The organism is Chitinophaga sp. H8 (assembly GCF_040567655.1).
Lineage (GTDB): Bacteria > Bacteroidota > Bacteroidia > Chitinophagales > Chitinophagaceae > Chitinophaga > Chitinophaga defluvii.
Genome location: NZ_JBEXAC010000001.1, coordinates 2,006,398 through 2,026,224, shown reverse-complemented (window position 1 = coordinate 2,026,224; position 19,827 = coordinate 2,006,398). Strand labels below are relative to the sequence as shown.

At 44.4% G+C, this 19,827-nt stretch carries 11 protein-coding genes and 1 riboswitch; of the genes, 9 read left to right on the top strand and 2 right to left on the bottom strand.

Annotated features, from left to right (window positions below; genetic code table 11):
- Positions 1-135: 135 nt before the first annotated feature.
- Entirely contained in the window at positions 136-1,980 is a 1,845-nt protein-coding gene (locus ABR189_RS07675) for an ABC transporter ATP-binding protein (RefSeq protein ID WP_354659883.1), read from the bottom strand.
- A gap of 96 nt (positions 1,981-2,076) precedes the next feature.
- On the bottom strand, positions 2,077-2,928 hold the full coding sequence (locus ABR189_RS07670) for a phosphatase PAP2 family protein (RefSeq protein WP_354659882.1): 852 nt from the start codon (positions 2,926-2,928) through the stop codon (positions 2,077-2,079).
- Between the two features lie 181 nt (positions 2,929-3,109).
- On the opposite strand from ABR189_RS07670, the gene ABR189_RS07665 reads away from it, so the two are divergent.
- The 9 genes from ABR189_RS07665 to ABR189_RS07625 all read left to right on the top strand — a co-directional run bounded on the left by ABR189_RS07665 (position 3,110) and on the right by ABR189_RS07625 (position 19,821).
- Positions 3,110-4,021 (top strand): alpha/beta hydrolase, encoded by a 912-nt coding sequence (locus ABR189_RS07665; RefSeq protein ID WP_354659881.1) that lies wholly within the window; start codon positions 3,110-3,112, stop codon positions 4,019-4,021.
- An 84-nt stretch (positions 4,022-4,105) separates the two neighbouring features.
- Positions 4,106-4,178: riboswitch (Fluoride riboswitch) on the top strand.
- Between the two features lie 43 nt (positions 4,179-4,221).
- Positions 4,222-5,508, top strand: a complete 1,287-nt coding sequence (locus tag ABR189_RS07660) for a voltage-gated chloride channel family protein (RefSeq protein ID WP_354659880.1) — start codon at positions 4,222-4,224, stop codon at positions 5,506-5,508.
- Positions 5,509-5,563: 55 nt separating this feature from the next.
- Positions 5,564-6,511, top strand: a complete 948-nt coding sequence (locus ABR189_RS07655) for an NADP-dependent oxidoreductase (protein ID WP_354659879.1) — start codon at positions 5,564-5,566, stop codon at positions 6,509-6,511.
- Positions 6,512-6,636: 125 nt separating this feature from the next.
- The gene (locus ABR189_RS07650; RefSeq protein WP_354659878.1) at positions 6,637-10,758 is read left to right on the top strand and encodes a hybrid sensor histidine kinase/response regulator transcription factor; all 4,122 of its coding nucleotides are present in this window, start codon (positions 6,637-6,639) and stop codon (positions 10,756-10,758) included.
- Between the two features lie 226 nt (positions 10,759-10,984).
- Entirely contained in the window at positions 10,985-14,056 is a 3,072-nt protein-coding gene (locus ABR189_RS07645) for a SusC/RagA family TonB-linked outer membrane protein (RefSeq protein WP_354659877.1), read from the top strand.
- 20 nt (positions 14,057-14,076) lie between these two features.
- The gene (locus tag ABR189_RS07640) at positions 14,077-15,579 is read left to right on the top strand and encodes a RagB/SusD family nutrient uptake outer membrane protein (RefSeq protein ID WP_354659876.1); all 1,503 of its coding nucleotides are present in this window, start codon (positions 14,077-14,079) and stop codon (positions 15,577-15,579) included.
- Positions 15,580-15,700: 121 nt separating this feature from the next.
- On the top strand, positions 15,701-16,738 hold the full coding sequence (locus ABR189_RS07635; protein ID WP_354659875.1) for a glycoside hydrolase family 130 protein: 1,038 nt from the start codon (positions 15,701-15,703) through the stop codon (positions 16,736-16,738).
- A 7-nt stretch (positions 16,739-16,745) separates the two neighbouring features.
- Positions 16,746-18,050, top strand: coding sequence for an MFS transporter (locus ABR189_RS07630; RefSeq protein WP_354659874.1), 1,305 nt, complete (start codon positions 16,746-16,748; stop codon positions 18,048-18,050).
- Positions 18,051-18,099: 49 nt separating this feature from the next.
- Positions 18,100-19,821, top strand: coding sequence for a glycoside hydrolase family protein (locus tag ABR189_RS07625; protein ID WP_354659873.1), 1,722 nt, complete (start codon positions 18,100-18,102; stop codon positions 19,819-19,821).
- Positions 19,822-19,827: the final 6 nt, after the last annotated feature.

Sequence of the window (19,827 nt, the reverse complement as noted above, 5' to 3'; positions counted from 1 at the left end):
TTTATCCATTCTTCCGGATAAACCTGTTTCTTTTTATATACCAAACCGGTAATGGCAATCTTTTTATGGGATATCAGTAGCCAGCAGGCTATTATTTATTCATTTTCAACCCATTTCCCATGACTATAAAAAAGACTAGCGGTACCCCATTGCCTGCAAATGGAATAATTCGGCATAACGGCCATTCAATTGCAGCAGGGTTTCATGACTACCTATTTCCAGCAACATTCCTTTTTCCAATACAAGGATACGGTCGGCCATGCGTACCGTAGAAAAACGGTGAGAAATCAGTACTGCTGATTTACCCTTAGTCAGATCTGCAAAACGCTGGAACACTTCATATTCTGCACGGGCATCCAAAGCTGCCGTAGGCTCATCCAGGATCAGCAACTGTGCCTCACGCATATAAGCCCTCGCCAATGCTATTTTCTGCCATTCACCACCAGATAGCTCTACCCCCTGGCTAAAACGCCGCCCTAACATCTGATCATATTTGCCAGGCAACCGTTGTGCCAGCGGATCTGCTAAACTTTGCTCTGCTGAAGATATAATTAGCTCCCGGTTTTCTTTTTCTACAATATTGCCCACCGCAATATTTTGAGCTACCGTCATCTGAAAGCGAAGATAATCCTGGAAAATAATGCCGGTATTCATGCGTAAGGCTGCCAGGTCATATTCCCGCAGGTCATATCCATCCAGCAATATCCTCCCTTCCGTAGGATCATATAATCGTGCCAGTAATTTGACCAATGTGGTTTTTCCAGCCCCATTTTCACCAACCAGTGCCAGCTTTTCACCAGCATGCAAGGTAAAATTCAGATGGCGGTTGGCCCATTGATTGGAATGCGTATACCGGAACCCGACATTTTCAAAAACAAAGCCTTCCCTGATAGGATTGGGGAATGGGCGGGGATGGGCTGCCTGCGTGATGCGGGGCTTTATCTCAAAGAACTCAAACAAGTCGCGCAGGTAAATAGCACCCTGAGACACGCTGGTAAAGCGTGTTAACACCCCTTCCAGCAAACTTCTCATCTGACGGAAGGAGCCTGCCAGAAAAGTAAGGTCACCTATAGACAAACTCCCGGTGATGGCTTTACCAATAATCACTACATAGGCCGCATAATAACCGGCACTTCCTATCATGGCAAATACACTCCCCCAGACCGATCTGCTGGTTGCCAGCTTTCTGTTATCGATATAAAACTTATCTGATAAGTTCTTAAACCGTTCTATAAAAAATCCTGAGAGGTCGAAAAGCTTTACCTCTTTAGCCGTTTCATCACTGGCTCCCAGGTAACGCAGATAGTCCAGTTCCCGCCGCTCAGACGTTTGTCCCCTGGTAAGCACATAACTCTTGTCATTAAAATATGCTTCTCCCAAAAATGCAGGCACCACAGCTACCAGTAACAATAATATCAGCCAGGGGTTAAATACCATCAATCCTGCTGCCAGAAAGCCCATGGTAATCAGGTCCTGTACCTGGCTTAATACCTGCGACAAAAGTATGGTACGGCCTACTGTTTGCTGACGCGCCCTTTCCAGTTTATCATAAAAGATGGCATCTTCAAACTGATCCAGGTCTAATGTAGCAGCATGCTGCATAATCTTTACAGAAGTTTCATTGGCAAACAGGTCTCCCAGCAAAGTATCCAACAAGGTTATCCCCCGGCTTAACACATCCGACAAGATGGCCAGGCCAAACTCAATTGCTACCAGCTCCCATAAATATTCGTGCGAAGTATGGCTTTTATCAGTGCTTAATAATACTACCTGATCAATAATCAGCTTGCCCACATAAAGTATGGCTAGAGGCAAAGCAGACCGGGCAATACGTAACAGGGAGTTAATCACGGTAAGCCATGGGCTCGTATGCCATACAAGTTTAAAAAATGCTGGTAAGTTACGAAGGGCAGTCATCCGCTCCTTTAAGGTTATAGGAGCTATTTTACTTTTCACCGACATGCGATCACGCGAATTCATTTCTGCAAATTAAACAATTGCAGAGATTTTAAGAGCTATTAGCTTTATATAGAGGGGATGCCCAAAAGCGATTAACCACTAACTTAACACCTGACATCAGCGGTGCAGCTGCATGCTTAAGCTAAGGCCTGTACTACGCCACTGAGGATTATAATAGGGGACTACCAGCGTTGTGGCAGGCTTGTCTTTAAAAAGTTTTTGTTTTACCCATGGATACATCCAGTAAGCCGCTTTAGTACTAAGGATACCAAATCCAGCGCCAGCAATTACATCACTTAGCCAATGCTTATTATTGTACAAGCGTAATGCGCCTGTTGCGGTAGCCATCGCATAACCAGCATAAGCATACCAGGGAGATACCTCCTTATATTCCTGCCGCATGAATTCGGCAGCAGCAAAAGCGCTGGCTGTATGCCCGGAAGGGAAGGAATAGTAATTGGACTGGTCCGGCCTTTCTTCATGAGTCAGCTTCTTGGTTACAAATACAGTACCACTCATCATAAGCATAGACATGCCATACAGCATACTCCGGTCACGAAGGTTATGTTGTCCATGTATGCCTGCTGCATTTAAGCCATAAACAGCCACAGCAGGTGCATACTGCAAGTAATTATCAATGTGATTCGCAAATGTGGGATGGTCTTCCTGCAGCTCTCCCTTAGTACTACCATTCAGATCTTTTAATGCATTATTCCCTAAGGCCAGGAATCCATACGCCATCATAGCCCCCGGCACCACAACACCTGCCATGGATGGTTTATACCGGGGTACAGCCTGCCACAAATGCCCCTGTATAACCGGCAATGTATCTTCTGCTGATGTAGGAATGATGCCGGTATATCCTGAATCAGCAGCTGGTAACAATAAGGCCCTGTTTTGTGCTTTCAGCGCTACGGTATGTATACCCGATAATACGGCCACCCAGATAATACCCTTCCTTATCCACATATAATACGCATATTGCAGCTTTTATTTGCCTGCAGGAATACAAATATGAGCCTAGATTCTGAAGGGATTCTGTAGTTTCTTAACAGCAAATCAGAGAATACCAATCTAACATTATTGTGTGATCTTTTATACTAAAACTTTTCTTTTATTTTGTGGTTTCATTTTTAACCCGCATGATGTCATGAGAATAATTTATTGGGGAGGTTGTTTGTGCCTCCTGGTTGTTAGCCTGCTCTCTTGCTCCAAAGGCAGTTCATCAGATACAACCAAGCCTGTACCTAAAACAACGGAGTTTCGCAATGTAGCTTATGGCCAGGATGCCAAACAGCAATTCGACATTTTTCTACCTGCAGAAAGATCCAGAGAAACACCTGTGATGGTATATGTACATGGAGGGGGCTGGACTTCCGATGATAAAAGCAGTGAATATACCCGTGCTGAATCCCAGTCTATGCTGCGGAAACGGATTCCTCAACTGCTGAAAAACGGTTATGCTGTAGTGAATATGAATTACCGCTTAGCCGATAGCCTGTTGTTGCCGCAGGGGCGTAACAAATTTCCGGCACAGTTGGATGACATTAAATCAGTACTGGATTATGTTGACAGTCATGCTACTGAATACAACATAAAAACGGGTACTTACATATTAGCCGGGCATAGTGCAGGTGCTCACCTGATTGCTGTTTATACGTTTAAAACCAAGGACCCTCGTGTTAAGGCGCTCGTACCTATTGCAGGTGTAATGGACCTTACTGCCCGCAAATGTCTTAATTACACGGTCTGGGCAGATAAATTCTCTTATCTCCTTGGATATCCATATGAGGGGCATGAGTCTGTTTATACCAATGCCAGTGCAGCAGAAGTATTTAAGACAAATAAATACAGCCCTCCTGTGCAGATCCATTATTCCACTAACGACAACCCATGTATTACGGAAAGTGATCTGCGCCTGTTTGACGTATTGAAGGCAGGAGGAATTACTACTGCAGCTTATGGCTATAATACCAACCACGGCTTTGATCAAAACCATATCATAAAAGACACGTTATGGGAAAGAGCTATTGAGTGGATGGATCAATACACAAAAAAATAACATTTAGTAAAGCATATACTGCAAGCATTAAAAGGGAAAAACCTGGTCAAACTATCATTGATCAGGTTTTTTTATTATTTTTGCTGTCATACAGGAAATGGTGTCTTCCTGACCCAACCGTTCCGCACATTCCGGAGCTAATGGCGCCTACAAATAGTAAATGGATCATACACCCATTTTAAATTGTTATTTGTAGGAATATGCAACGATTAAAAAAAACGCCGGAGCAATTAGCTATTACTTATCATTTACTTCGCTGGACTTTACTGGTTATACCGGTAGCGATAATAACCGGATCGCTGGTAGCCTTATTTCTATGGCTGCTGGAAGAGGCTACCTCATTTCGCTGGGCACATGAATGGCTGATCTTTCTCTTACCAGCAGCTGGTGCCTTTATCTTCTGGCTGTATAAGACCTGGGGAGGTGATACCGTAAAAGGTAACAACCTTATTATGGAAGAAATACACCAGCCAGGGGGAGGGGTACCTGCCCGCATGGCCCCTCTGGTATTACTGACCACTGTGATTACACATTTATTTGGCGGAGCTGCCGGCCGGGAAGGTACTGCGGTACAAATAGGAGGTAGCATGGCCCAAATGGTAGGAAAATGGTTACGGCTTTCGGATAAGGACATACGTATTTTATTAATGACCGGTATTGCTGCTGGATTTGGCGCCGTATTTGGCACACCATTGACCGGTGCTATCTTTGCATTGGAAGTACTTGCCATTGGAGTTATCCGTTATGATGCGCTCATTCCTTGCCTCATTGCGGCTGTTTTTGCAGACATTGTCTGCTCTTCCTGGGGCATTCACCATACCCATTACACCATTAACTTCACGGCTCAGGAGGCTGCTGCAACCTTCTCCTTTATTCATATAGATTTCTTACTGCTGATCAAAGTAATCATAGCTGGCGTCGCATTCGGGCTTACCAGCTTCCTGTTTTCCAAAGGCATGCATGCCGTACAGCACTATTCCAAACAATACATCCGGCCTTCCTGGCTCATTCCTGTAGTGGGCGGGATGCTTATCATTGCAGGATGTTATTTGTTGGGCACGATGGACTATGCCGGATTAGGAGTTACCAGCAAAGATCCTGATGGAATCAGTATTGTAAATGCTTTTCGTTCCAACAGCACCGTTACTAACTGGAGCTGGCTCTGGAAATTGCTGCTCACTATTATTACCCTGGGAATGGGATTCAAAGGAGGGGAGGTAACTCCCTTGTTTTTCATGGGGGCTACTTTAGGACATACACTGGCCATTTTATCTGGCGCACCGGTAGACCTGTTTGCCGGTCTTGGATTCATTGCCGTTTTTGCCGGTGCCACCAATACCCCCATTGCCTGTACCCTGATGGGAGTAGAGTTGTTTGGGACGGAACATGTGCTTTACTTTGCTGTAGCCTGCTTTACCGCCTATTATTTCAGTGGACATTCTGGTATTTACCGCGCTCAACGCCTGGGCGTATCCAAAATGTTCTGACAAGCTAATAACCCGTACCTTTATGCTTTAACTCTTATCTTAAACTTCTGATAATATGAAAGCGGTAGCTGTATCAAAATTTGGCGCTTTACCTGAGGTAATGGAATTACCCAAGCCTGTTCCAAGAGATGGCATGCTGTTAATACGTGTAGCCGCTGCGGGTATAAACCCTTTTGACTGGAAGTTGATAGATGGCATTCTGGATGGAAAGATGCCCCACCAGTTTCCCCTGATCATGGGAGTAGATGGTGCAGGTGTAGTGGAAGCTGTAGGAGGAGGGGTAACCCGTTTCAAGGCAGGGGATCATATTTATGGTCAGTTTTTACATGCTCCCGTAGGTGAAGGCGCCTTTGCAGAGTATGCCATTGTGCCGGAAAAAGCGGCTATTGCTCTTGCCCCGGAGAAAATCTCATTGGTAGAAGCTGCCGCAGTACCTACTGCAGGAATGACTGCTCTACAACTGCTGGAAACACTGGAATTAAAAGCCGGACAAACCCTGCTGATCATTGGCGCTACCGGCGGAGTAGGCTCTTTTACCTCTCAGCTGGCTAAACAGCAGGGGATTCATGTTATCGCTACCGTATCTGATGAAGCTGCCGCCTACCGGATGTTAAAACTGGGGGCCACAGAAACAATTAACTATAAAGAAGCTGCTATTGCTGCTCAGATCAGCACCTTATACCCCCATGGTGTAAATGGGCTGATAGACCTGGTAAGTGATGCTGCCGCTTTCAATGCGATGACCGGACTGGTAAAATCAGGGGGAGCTGCACTCACCACACTATTTAACGCTAATAGCCAGCAATTAACCCAAAAAAATATCAGGGGAGGCAATTTTGAAACAAAGGGTAGCACTGCATCCCTGGATAAACTGACGACCATCATTAATACAGGTAAGCTACGTATTCCTGTAGAAAACAAAATCTCCCTGATCGAAGTCCCTGCAGCAATCGCTGCCAGCAGAACGGGAAAAGGAAAAGGTAAAACTGTGATTGTACTGTAAGATTAATCTTTTCAATATACAAAGGGATGGCTATCTGGTCATCCCTTTTTTTATGTCCCGTTATCCACCTTCATTCGGCCAAAATTGAGTATCTTACTATACTTATCTTCCTTAACCAGCCACGTATGAGACATGCATTAAGCACCCTTTACTGTATACTGGTATTAAGTGTTCCTTTCAAAGGTCTGGCCAACATTGCCGATCCTTACTTTTTCCAGCAGCTGGATAACAGAAATGGCTTGTCCAACAGCGCTATCAACCACTTATTTTGTGACTCCGATAATATCTTATGGGTGGCCACATGGGATGGGCTCAATATGTTCGATGGCTCAGCCTTTCATGTATTTAATTATAGTAAGGAAAATCCGTCGAAAAGCATAGGCAATAATGTGGTTTTGCAAATCACCGAAAATAAAAGAGGCGACATCTGGATGAGCACTGTGGAAGGAGTATCCAGATATGATAAGCATACCGGCAGGTTTGCAAATTATTTCTATGCACGCCCACAAAGCAGTAAAATCAGTGAACAGGAATATGCACTGCTTACTGATAGTACCGGGCAGGTCTACTGCCTGAACAAGAAAGATGGCCTCACCTGGTATAATGCCGCAACAGATTCATTTGTAAAATGCACCTTACCTATAACTGATAAAATTGTAAAAGCTGCTTTTGATGATGCCAACAGGTTGTGGGTGCTTACCAGTAATAATCAACTACAGGTATTTAGTTGGCAGCAGCAGCAGTTCCATCCTCTCCAACATATGCAAGGGGAAGTAAATAATTTCTTTTATACTCATCAACAACTTTTTTACACTACTCCCGACAAACAATTAATAGCAATAAATCCACAAACCCTGCAGGTTAAAACGGTAGCGCAACTGCTACATCCGCTAAAGGCTATTACCTATTATCAGGAACATTATTTCCTGGCCTGGACTACCCAGGGGGCAGCAGTATATGATCAGCAGTTTCGGCCGGCCACCTTTCTGCAACAAGAGACGCAACCGTTGCAGGACATGCGGATCACTACCTGGGCCTGTGGTACGGAAAATGTACTGTGGTGTGGTACGGATGGCAACGGCATCATTAAAATATATCCAAGGCCTCAGTATTTTGGTGCTATCACCCGGTATACTGATGGCCTACCTTATAATAAACCTGTGCGTGCTTTTTGTGCAGAGAACGATAACTTATGGGTAGGCACAAAAGGCAGTGGTATTATCTGTGTACGCGACTTCTGGAAAAATGCCCATAAGGCTACCGGCAAACAGCTCTTTACGGCACCGGTACAGCTGGAAAACAATGCTGTTTTTGCATTGTATAAAGGGATGGACAATCTGATCTATATTGGTACTGATGGGCGGGGATTAGGCGTTTTTGATGGTACTGCGCAAAAGTTCATCAAGTGGGAGCATATCGGAGGTACTATTGAATGCCCCACTTTTGGATCTGTATATGCTATTCTACAAGATAAAGATAGTTCCCTATGGCTGGGCACCAGTGGTTATGGATTAATTCATTTGCAGTTGCAACGGGATAAAAAAGGACAATTATCCCTGGCCTCATTTGAACAATTTACATTTAATGGTACCAATACCGGTCCAGCCAATGATATTATCTATGCACTTGCTCCGGGAGAAAACAATGAGCTGTGGATTGGTTGCCGCTATGGCGGCCTTAATCTTTATAATAAAAACACCCGGCAATTTCGCGCGTTCAAAGCCTTTTCTTATGAAGGTAGCTTATCCCATAACGATGTACTGGCTATTTACAAAGACCAGCAACAGCGTATATGGATCGGAACCAGCTACGGACTTAACTGGATTCCTGCTGCAGCAGCACATGAGGCACAGCCTCATTTCCAGAAATTCAATACCAGCAACGGATTGCCGAATAATACTATCCATACAGTCACTGCGGATAATAACGGTTTTATCTGGGTAAGTACCAACAAAGGATTAGCCCGTATTAATCCCGGTACCGGCGATATCTCCCATTTCCAGGAAGCAGATGGTTTACAGGGTAATGAATTCAGTGATGGAGCCGTATGGACTGATCCTGCCGGTTATCTCTTCTTTGGAGGCACCTATGGATTCAATTTTTTTCAACCGGGCAATATACGGGAACGCAACTGGCATCCAAACCTATTGATATCCGGATTACAACTGGCGGGAAAAGGAACAGAAGAGGAGGTGCTTCAAATCCTTAAGCCTGGCTCAACTAACCGCCAGGTGTATACGCTTAGCCGCAGAGATGATTTTTTTGAATTGAAATTGAAAGCAGTCAGCTTCCTTCAGGCAGAAAAATGTGAATATACTTACTACCTGGAAGGATATGATAAAACCTGGCATTATTCAGGTGTAGTTGGTAAAATTTCCTATAGCAACATTCCTCCGGGTAATTACCTGCTGAAAGTAAAATGGTCCAATGGAGAAGGAGCTTGGACGCCGGAAACCACTGTATTCCAGATTACAATCCGGCAGTACTTCTGGCTTACCTGGCTTGCCTTTTTGTTGTACTTTATAATTATTACAGGTGCAGGATATGCTTTTCACCGATACCGGAAAAATAAGCTGGAAATGAAACATCAGTTGGCAATGGAACATCTTCTACGCAAGAAAGAAGAGGAAGTGCACCAGGAACAATTGGGCTTCTTCACCAATATTGCGCATGAACTCCAAACACCACTTACCCTGATTGTAGGAGCGGTAGAACGTTTTGGCACTAATGGGCATGCCTCTCCACCATTACAACAGCAGCAATATTTTTTATCACTGGTAAGACAACAAGCCTCCAGACTTACCTACCTGGTGCAACAACTCCTGGAATTCCGGAAAGCAGAAGCAGGGTTTCTTCAGAACCATTATAGCCATCTGCATATCTCTGCCCTGCTGACTAATCTTTCGGCGCTATTTACCCCAATAGGAGAACAACGTAAACTCCAATATACCCGCGACATAGCACCGGATATAGTAGGCTGGACGGATAAGGACAAACTGGAGAAGATTATGTTCAACCTCCTGTCTAACGCCTTTAAACATTCCCCAAAAAATCAGGAAATCCACCTGATGGTAAGCTCCGAAGCCGGTCAGTTAAAAATTGCCGTAGCCAACTCCGGCTGCCATATACCCACTGATCAGCTGGATAAACTGTTTGATAAGTTTTTTGCATCCGGTACAAACGAACAAGAAAAGTTTAGCGCTGGTATAGGTCTTGCATTTACCAGGCAGCTGGTTACGCTGTTGCAGGGACAAATAAGTGTGCAAAGTGATCAGAACTGGGTAACATTTATAGTGCTACTTCCACTGTCGCATATACATACTGCTAATGCCTGGATATTACGGGAAGATACCACCACCGATGCCACACCATCTTATCTTTTTCATTCCATGACGGCTAATCATGAAAAATATGAACCAACCGCCACCCGCGAAAATAATAAACAAGCCTTACTCAGGGAATGGGAGGAAAATAACAAAGAAAGTATCCTGATCGTGGAGGACGATCATGCCATTCGTTATCTGTTGAAAGACATTTTGCAGGAACATTATATTATATATGAAGCAGAAAATGCAACTGAAGCATTGGGACTGCTTCAACAAACGCTCCCTGCTCTCATTATCAGCGATATTATGATGCCCGGCACAGATGGCCTTACCTTTTGTGAAAAGGTAAAGAATGCCCCGGCTACCTGCCATATACCGGTTATTCTCTTATCAGCAAGAGGAGCTATGGAACAACAAACCGCCGGGTATGAATCCGGCGCAGATGCTTACATCCCAAAACCTTTTCATACTGCCCATTTATTGGTTAGAATCCGTAAACTGCTCGAATACCGGCAGCGTCTTCATCAACTGTTTGCCAGAGATAATGAACCTGCAGCCATCAATAGTGAGGAAATACTGGATACAGACAAACAATTCCTGCAGGAGCTGGTAAAAGTCATAGAATTAAACCTTGATAATGAAGACCTTTCAGCGGCAATGCTGGAAAAAGAACTGTCTATGAGCAAAATGCAGCTTTACAGAAAGCTCAAAACGATTGCTGATATGACACCTGGAGAATTTATACGCCGGATCCGGCTGCAACATGCTGCCCAATTATTGGCCAAAAGCAAGCTGAACGTAGCAGAGATTTTTTACCGTACCGGCTTTAATAACCAATCTTACTTTTTCAGGGAGTTTAAAAAAATGTATCAGTGTTCCCCAACAGAATACCGGGCACAACAGTCACCAATCAATCACTGATATTTTTATCAAGTTCCATCCATTTGGTACTCCTGTACACTAAAATGCAAGAATAGTGTACCTGTTACTTTGGCCATAGGCTTACTTTTAGGATCACAGCAACCAAGATCATTCCACTTTAAGCAAAACATAAATTCCACCCTTCCGGGATGCTAAAAACACATTTCCGGATAGGTACAAACGTTTTTGATGATCAATGAGCCTTTTAAATCTCAAATTATTCCACATGAAACGCTACATCCATCTTATTGGTTTTGCCATGATGTTATTATGCTGTCATATCAGTTATGCGCAGGTAAAGGTCACAGGCAAAGTAACTGACGACCAGGGTACTGCACTCCCCGGCGTAACCGTAGTACAGCATGGCACTAATAATGGTACCATCTCCAATACGGAGGGTAATTATTCGCTAACCCTTCCAGCCGCTGATGCCACCATTGACTTTACTTTTATCGGATACCTCCTCCAGTCCGTTCCCTATACCGGCAGCGGCCCCCTGAATGTTGTATTAAAGCGTGACGAAGTGAACCTTAAAGATGTGGTGGTGGTAGGCTATGGCACGCAACGCAGGAACCAGGTAACAGGCGCCATTGCCACCGTAGATGGTGCCCAATTGGCCAAAACACAGGCTGTAGACCTCAGCACCGCCCTGCAGGGACAGGCAGCGGGGGTAAATGTAACAACGCCTACCGGTGCTCCCGGCACAGAAGCCGTAGTACGTATTCGGGGCATCGGGACATTCGGTAATAGCAATCCTTTATATATTATTGACGGTGTACCCATGTCTGGGGGACTAACCAGTATTTCACCCAATGATATAGCTTCCATTACCGTTTTAAAAGATGCTGCTGTATCTGCCATTTATGGAGCCCGTGCGGCCAATGGTGTAATATTAGTCACCACAAAAACCGGGAAACCCGGAAAGAGTGAGATTGCCCTGGACGTATCCTATGGCATTGCCAATGCTACCGGCTTGCCCAAAATGATGAGTACTGCCCAGTTCATAGAATTGGCCAACGAAGCATTTAAAAATGATGGATCTGCCACCCGCAATGAAGATGATCCCTCCAAACTACCTAATACCTACTGGCTGGATGAGCTGTTCAGACAAGCCGGCACCCAACGTTATAATCTCAGCTTCTCTGGCGGTAGTGATAAAACAAGCTACTATGTAGCTGGCAACCTTGTAAATCAACAAGGTACTATTCCTAACTCCGGGTTTAAGCGATATGGGGTACGTTCTAATATCAGCAGTGATGTAAAAAGCTGGTTACGCATAGGGGAGAATCTCAATATAACATATGATCAGACACAGGCCATTGGTGCCTCCGGCGACGGTGGCCGGCCAGGGAGTCTTCCTGGTGTGGTCCGCTATGCTTTGATCCGACCTAATGCTATTCCTGTATATGACCCTCAAACAAAACTATATACAGATTTACCTCCTGCCGGGCTATATAAAAGCCCGCTGTTATATGGTGATGGTAAAAATCCACTAGCCATCGCCGATTACCGTAACCGTACCAACAGTAAGTATCGCCTATTGGGGAATATATACGCCGAAGCAAGATTCCTTAAAGATTTTAAACTAAGATCCGACTTCGGGCTGGATTTTTATACACTGGAACAGCAACAATACAACGGGCAGATTCCAGGTGACCGCACCACACTCACCAGTAAAGATAAATCCGTGGATAAATACCGGAACCGGTATAGCACCATGAACTGGACCAATGTGCTCAGCTATGCTCACAACTGGAATAATACACATGATGTAACCGTTACAGCCGGTACTGAATTCATTACGGCTAAAGTCGATTATCTCTCGGCCTCCCGGAATGGGTATGATAACCGTGCGGACATGAATCCCAGTTTAAGGTATCTTACCTATGGCTCCGGATTACAATTCGGCGATGGTAATCTGGAAGAATCAGCACTTATGTCTTACTTCGGCAGAGCAACTTACTCCTACAAAAATAAGTACCTTGCCAGTGTAAACTTCCGTGCGGATGCATCTTCCCGCTTTAGTGCTGAAAACCGTACCGGGTATTTCCCTTCTTTTTCACTGGGATGGAACCTGGCCAGAGAAACCTTTATGGAGCATGTTACCTGGCTGGACGACTTCAAGATTCGCGGCAGTTGGGGGCGCTTAGGTAACCAGGAAATAGGGCTATATCCTTTTGCTACCTTGTATTCTACTGCCAATAGTGTACTGGAGCCTATCACAAAAGGTAATCCGGATGTAAAATGGGAAACTACCGAACAATCCAATATAGGTTTTGATGCCAGTCTGAGGAAAGGCATGTTCAATATCTCAGTGGACTACTTCAATAAAAAATCATACGATGTATTGATACAGCTACCCGTATCGTATACTAATGGCGATGCAGCACCTCCTTATGTAAACGGTGCCAAATTATCGAACAAAGGATGGGATATTACGCTGAACTACAAACAGGCTTCCGGTAAAGACCTATCCTGGGATATCACCGCCAACATTACCCAGTTGCACAACAAGGTAATCTCCCTGTACAAGTCAAAAGAACAGCTCTTCTCTTCCGGATCAGGTAAAACACTATTACGCGAAGGGGAAACCATCAGTGCACTATACGGTTATAAGACCAATGGTTTATTCCAGAATGAAAACGAAATACAGGACTATAAAAACAAGGACGGGGAGTTATACCAAGCCAATGCCAAACCCGGTGACATCCGTTTTGTGGATGTGAACAATGACGGAAAGATTGATGATGCAGACCGTACCATTATTGGTAATCCCAATCCCAAGATGCTCTATAGCCTCAGTGCCGGTGTTAATTACAAAAACTTTGACCTTACTTTATTTTTCAATGGTGTATATGGTAATGAGATATATAATGAAGTAAATAATATCATCAACAGTTTTGATGCCCGGGGCTTTAATTCAAAAGAAGATTTTTACAATACCCGCTGGCATGGGGAAGGTACCAGTAACAGTACACCACGTGTTACCTTTCAGGATCCCAATAATAACCGGCGCAACTCAGACCGCTATATAGAAAGTGGTTCCTATCTCCGGCTAAAGAATGTGGTCCTTGGTTATACATTACCCATATCATTGCTTAAGCATGCGGGTATCAGCAGTACCCGCTTTTATGCCAGCGCACAAAACCTCTTCACTATTACAAAATACACTGGTATGGATCCCGAGCTGTACACAAATGATAATCTGGCAAACTATGGAGATTTGGCAGTAGGAATAGACATGGGGACTTATCCGCCTTCCCGCACATTTACATTTGGTGTACAAGTGAATTTCTAACCATCGCAAAAATTAGTGTTATGCAAAAGTTGCTATATATTTATTTACTACTGGTTCTGATCAGTACCGGATGTAAAAAAGAACTGGAGAAGTTTCCACAAGGCAAACTCACTGAAAACAACGTTTTTACAGAAGCTAACGATTTCATACTTGCTATTGACGCCACTTATTTACCGCTCACCAACCGGTTCCGGGGTAATTGGGAATGGGATAATGGTGCCTCCATACCCCGTGAGTGGGTGGTAGGTGATCTCATGAGCGATGATGCGGTAAAAGGTGGCGGTGGCCTGGGTGATCAGGAAGACATGCGTCGTATGCAAACCTTCAGCATATTTCCAGAGAACAATAACGTGTTGGGCATCTGGCGCTATAATTATAAAGGAATCACTGCCGCCAATACCATCCTCCTCCAGGATGGCAGTAAAATACCGGGATTAAGTACGGAGCTGCTTAGCCGCATCAAAGGAGAAGCTTATTTCCTGCGCGCCTTCTATTACTTCAGGTTGGTCATCAATTTTGGTAAAGTGCCACTGCTGATTCCTGAAAAAAAACTGGACGACAACACTAAACGTGCCACTGTAGAAGAAGTGTATCAGCAAATAGAAGAAGACCTTAAAACAGCTGCCGGATTACTGCCTCCTTCGTATGATCCTGCCGAATATCAGCGAGCCACCAGTGGCGCCGCACATGCTTTGCTCGCTAAAACATACCTGTACCGCAAGAGCTGGCAGAATTGTCTCAATGAAATTGCAGCAGTAGAAAAAGGCGGATACACCTTGTTGGATAAATTTGAAGATAATTTTAATGGTATAGGAGAGCGGGGAAAAGAAGTCATCTTTGCTGCCCGTCATGACGCAGGGCAAGTGCCGTCACAGGGATCCATTCTCAATGCCGTGTTTGCACCACAATCCAAAGGATGGGGCTTTAATATTCCTACACAGGATTTGGTAAACAGCTTTGAAGCAGGTGACCCCCGTTTGCATGCAACTATCTTCCGTGCAGGTGACAAGTGGGTAGATGGTTCCAACTATGATCCTGCCTGGTCTCCATTAACAGGATACAACCTGCGCAAATTTGAAAGCAATGTGAACCCTCTGGATGATGGTGACGTGGACTATATCTACATCCGGTTTGCAGATGTGCTCTTATGGAAAGCAGAATGTTATGCAGAACTTGGACAACCCCTGGAAGCCAAAAAGCCACTGGAAAGGGTAAGGGGCCGTGCACGTACAAATGCAGCCAACCCAGCTACAGCATTGCCTCCCGTCACTACAGACGATAAAGCAGCTTTGCTTACAGCCATCCATCATGAAAGAAGAGTAGAACTCGCCTTTGAAGGGCACCGGTATTATGACCTGGTAAGATGGGGACTGGCAGCTACCGTACTGGCCAAAGCAGCAGACGCCGATCCGCAGAAAGGATACCACGATTACGGCGATGGCTGGCAATCCCGCAATGTATTACTCCCCATTCCTCAACGGGAAACCGATCTGTTAGGACTGGATCAGAATACGGGATATTAAAGAGCTGTTAGCTTTTGGCTTAATACAGCGATTGAAAAGAGGTATTAGCTAATGGCTAATGGTTCTCTAAACATAACATAATAGCTAAAGGCTAATAGCCAATAGCTAAAAGCTAAAAATTATGGTCCACCGCTTTAACGAAAATCCGATTCTGACTCCTGCAAGTATTGCACCTAGCAGGGAAAACTTACAAATTGCCTGTTTATTGAATCCCGGGGCATTTGAATTTGATGGTAAGATATGGTTGATTATCCGTGTGGCAGAACGACCGTTACAGCAGGCCACCACCATTTCCTTTCCAGTACTGAATGGCGAAGGGATAGAGATTATAGAAATCCTCATGGATGATCCGCAACTGATTGCTACAGACCCCAGGGTGATTCAATATAAGGGAGCAGATTACCTGACTACTTTATCTCACCTGCGGCTGATGTGTAGTGAAGATGGTATTCATTTCAGGGAAGCAGCAGGCTATCCCGCTCTGTATGGGCGTGGGCCATTGCAAACGTTTGGTATTGAAGACTGCAGGGTGAGCAGGATAGGAGATACCTATTATCTCACTTTTACTGCGGTATCCGACAAAGGTGTGGGAGTAGCATTACGGACTACCAAAGACTGGAAGACCTTTACATCACATGGCATGATACTGCCGCCACACAATAAAGATTGCGCCATTTTTGAAGAAACCATTGGAGGCAAGTACTACGCTTTGCATCGTCCCAGCAGTGTGGATATTGGCGGCAATTATATCTGGCTGGCCTCTTCGCCGGATGGTATCCATTGGGGAGATCATCAGTGTCTGGCTAAAACCAGGCCCGGGCAATGGGACAGCATCCGTATAGGTGCCGGTGCAGCGCCGATCAAAACAGATGTGGGCTGGCTGGAAATTTATCATGGTGCCAATGAACAGCATGAGTACTGCCTCGGAGCATTGCTACTTGATCTGGAGCATCCTGTCAAAGTAATTGCACGTAGTGAACAGCCTATCATGTATCCACAAATGGATTATGAACTCACTGGCTTTTTCGGGCATGTCATCTTTACAAATGGGCATATCGTAAAGGGCGATGAAGTTATCCTTTATTACGGTGCTGCTGATGAAGTGGTGTGTGCAGCAAAACTGTCTGTCAAAGAAATTCTATCATCATTAAATGTGTAACCCAACCATGTTCAATAAACTAAAAACAGAACTGCAATTCTTCCGGGAGCAACCCCATGATTTCAGAATACTGGTGCTCACCAATATGATCTACGCCCTGGTATTACCAGTGATAGACATCTTTGTGGCGGCATATGTAATGCGTAACTCAAACGACCCCACAAAAGTAGTGATCTACCAGCTCACTATTTATACTGGTATTCCGCTCACCTTTTTACTGAATGGTTTTCTCCTTAACCGCTTCAATATAAAAAAACTTTATGCGGCTGGTATGTTATTAAGCGGTGTGTCTATGATGATTATGATGTCGCTTAAAACACTGGACCTGGTGGGAGTAGGCATTGCAGGCATTATTATGGGTATGTCCTTTGGTTTCTATTGGGCCAATCGGGATTATCTGGCACTGGCTATTACCAATGATAAAAACCGTAATTATTATTATGGTCTTGAAACCTTCTTCTATACTATTATTGCAGTGGTAGTACCACTCGTTGTGGGCTGGTTTATTCAAACAGCCGGAAGCGGGCAGGATGTAAAAAGCGCCTATATTATTGTAACAGGAATGGTATTCCTGATTACCATAGCAGCATCCATTGTCTGTTTTAAAGGACACTTCCGGAATCCTAGCGACAAAAAATTCATTTACTTCAGCTTTCATCCTTATTGGCGAAAACTACTGACACTGGCCTCTTTAAAAGGGTTGGCGCAAGGCTACCTAGTAACCGCGCCAGCCATGCTGATAATGTTGTTGCTAGGGAAGGAGGGAGCACTTGGCACTGCGCAATCTCTTGGAGCCATCATTGCCGCTTTTATCATGTATATTATTGGCCGTAACGCCAAACCAGAACACCGGCTCCTGATATTCGCCGCAGGGCTTATATGTTTTGCATTAGCTGCCTTATTTAATGGAGCACTCTACAATGCTACCGGGGTTATTTTCTTTATGCTTTTTTTACTGGTAGCAAAGCCTATGCTGGACATGGCTTATTTCCCCATTCAATTCAGCGTCATTGATATTCTTTCTAAAAAAGAGCAACGAAGTGAGTTTGCTTATATTCTCAATCATGAAATGGGTCTATACATAGGCAGATTTATAGGTGCCGGCACATTTATTTTCCTGGCATATTATTACTCCAATGAAATAGCCTTACGCTATGCTATCATCATCATTGCTTTCATGCAATTGATGTCCATTTTTGTTGCCAGGATTATTATTCAGCAGGGAAAGTCATTAATAGCAGAAGAATTGGCTCCAGGCAATGAAATACCAGATGAATACCAGCCACAGGGGAAAACAAATATTCATCCTTAAAGCATTGGTTGCAATTTGTAATTTAATCTCGGTTTAATAAATTAAATCAATGAAACAGTATATCCGTTTAGGCTTTATTTTAATCATACTGGCACTAAGCTGCAAACAAAAAAGCAGCACAGTATACACACAGATAAAAGTAGCCCGCATAGATTCAATGGCAGCTATTCCCCAACCATTGGAGATCATCGACTGGCAAAAGATGGCATTACGATTTGATAGCACTGTATATGATTTTAACGCACAGGGAGCCTATTGGCCCCTGATATGGTGGGATAGCAGTGGCAAAAATTTTCCACAACCTGTTGTAGCGCTATACACAGCCATTGGTGATGCGCGTCAGGGCACCCAGCATAACAAGGGTATGTTTCATGAAGCGCTCGGCAGCATGGGAGCAGTATTGGGGGCTACCCTGGTGGGAGTTGACAAAAGCCACCAAAAAGGGTTGGATTATGTAGCAATGCTAAAAAACTACTACAATAAGGATAATGGCTGGAATATTATGATGAACAATACCTGCCCCGAGGTAGCCTTGCAAGGTGGCGGATATGGGCGTGACTGGTGGTATGATGTATATCCTAATATGTTGTTCTATAGCATTTATGACAAATATCCTTCCCAATCTGGTTTTGACACGCTTGCGCGCAACATCGCAGAAAAATTCTGTCAGGCTGATTCTGTATTGAATGGTAATTACAACTACTCGTATTTTAACTACGACAGTCTTCTCCCTAAAAAGAACTGGATCTGTGAGCAACAGGATGCAGCTGCCGGACATGCTTACGTATTATATGCTGCTTATAATAAGTTTGGTGACCCCAGGTATCTGGCTGGAGCCAAAAGCGCATTGAAAGCATTGGAACAACAACCAGGCAACACCTTTTACGAAATATTCATGCCATTTGCAGCATACATGGCTGCCCGTTTGAATGCAGAGCAAGGTACCCAATTTAATACACATCAGTTCCTTGAATGGACATTTGGATCGGCGGGATGCCGGGCAGGATGGGGCGTATTACAGGGTCGATGGAACGGCATTGATATTTCAGGCATTGTCGGTAGTACACAGGATCATGGCGGATACGGCTTCCTGATGAATACCTTTGATGCTGCCTGGCCGTTGGTTGCCATGGTAAGATATGATCCTTCCTATGCCAACGCTATCGGCAAATGGATGCTAAATGCAGCCAATGCGGCACGCCTGTTTTACCCGCAATATATGCCAAGAGATCATCAGACCATTCCACAACAGGCAGAAGTTACAAAGGGAGTTATTGGATACGAAGGCATTGTAAAACAGTCCACTTTTGATAAATATGTGCATATTAAAGCGCCCGTAGCACAAGGTGATGGCCCTAACTGGGTACCAGGTAAAAATCCGGATGTATCACAATTTAGCGTGTACGGTAGTGCTCACGTGGGTATCTTTGGCAGCATCATCCGCTCTACAGATGTACCAGGTATACTTCAACTGAATCTATTGTCCACCGACTTCTTCCGGAAGGAAGCTTATCCTTCTTTCCTATATTATAATCCTTACCCTGAGTCCAAAACGGTTACGTTATCGGGTTTGCCAGAAGAGGCAACAGATGTATATGAAGTTACAACAAACGCGTTCCTGGTACGCAAGGCCAATAACGCATCCACTATTCAAATCCCGGCCACCAGCGCTGTAGTCCTGGTGTTTTCACCTGCCGGAGGAACAGTAATGCATAAAGAAAATAAAGTGTTCATTAATAATGTAATCGTGAACTATCATTCCAATAGATAGTACTAT

What these genes read in the sequence shown, in the direction of transcription:
- ABR189_RS07675 (WP_354659883.1), bottom strand. Translation starts at nt 1,980, where the DNA reads ATGAATTCGCGTGATCGCATGTCGGTGAAAAGTAAAATAGCTCCTATA.
- ABR189_RS07670 (WP_354659882.1), bottom strand. Translation starts at nt 2,928, where the DNA reads ATGTGGATAAGGAAGGGTATTATCTGGGTGGCCGTATTATCGGGTATA.
- ABR189_RS07665 (WP_354659881.1), top strand. Translation starts at nt 3,110, where the DNA reads ATGAGAATAATTTATTGGGGAGGTTGTTTGTGCCTCCTGGTTGTTAGC.
- ABR189_RS07660 (WP_354659880.1), top strand. Translation starts at nt 4,222, where the DNA reads ATGCAACGATTAAAAAAAACGCCGGAGCAATTAGCTATTACTTATCAT.
- ABR189_RS07655 (WP_354659879.1), top strand. Translation starts at nt 5,564, where the DNA reads ATGAAAGCGGTAGCTGTATCAAAATTTGGCGCTTTACCTGAGGTAATG.
- ABR189_RS07650 (WP_354659878.1), top strand. Translation starts at nt 6,637, where the DNA reads ATGAGACATGCATTAAGCACCCTTTACTGTATACTGGTATTAAGTGTT.
- ABR189_RS07645 (WP_354659877.1), top strand. Translation starts at nt 10,985, where the DNA reads ATGAAACGCTACATCCATCTTATTGGTTTTGCCATGATGTTATTATGC.
- ABR189_RS07640 (WP_354659876.1), top strand. Translation starts at nt 14,077, where the DNA reads ATGCAAAAGTTGCTATATATTTATTTACTACTGGTTCTGATCAGTACC.
- ABR189_RS07635 (WP_354659875.1), top strand. Translation starts at nt 15,701, where the DNA reads ATGGTCCACCGCTTTAACGAAAATCCGATTCTGACTCCTGCAAGTATT.
- ABR189_RS07630 (WP_354659874.1), top strand. Translation starts at nt 16,746, where the DNA reads ATGTTCAATAAACTAAAAACAGAACTGCAATTCTTCCGGGAGCAACCC.
- ABR189_RS07625 (WP_354659873.1), top strand. Translation starts at nt 18,100, where the DNA reads ATGAAACAGTATATCCGTTTAGGCTTTATTTTAATCATACTGGCACTA.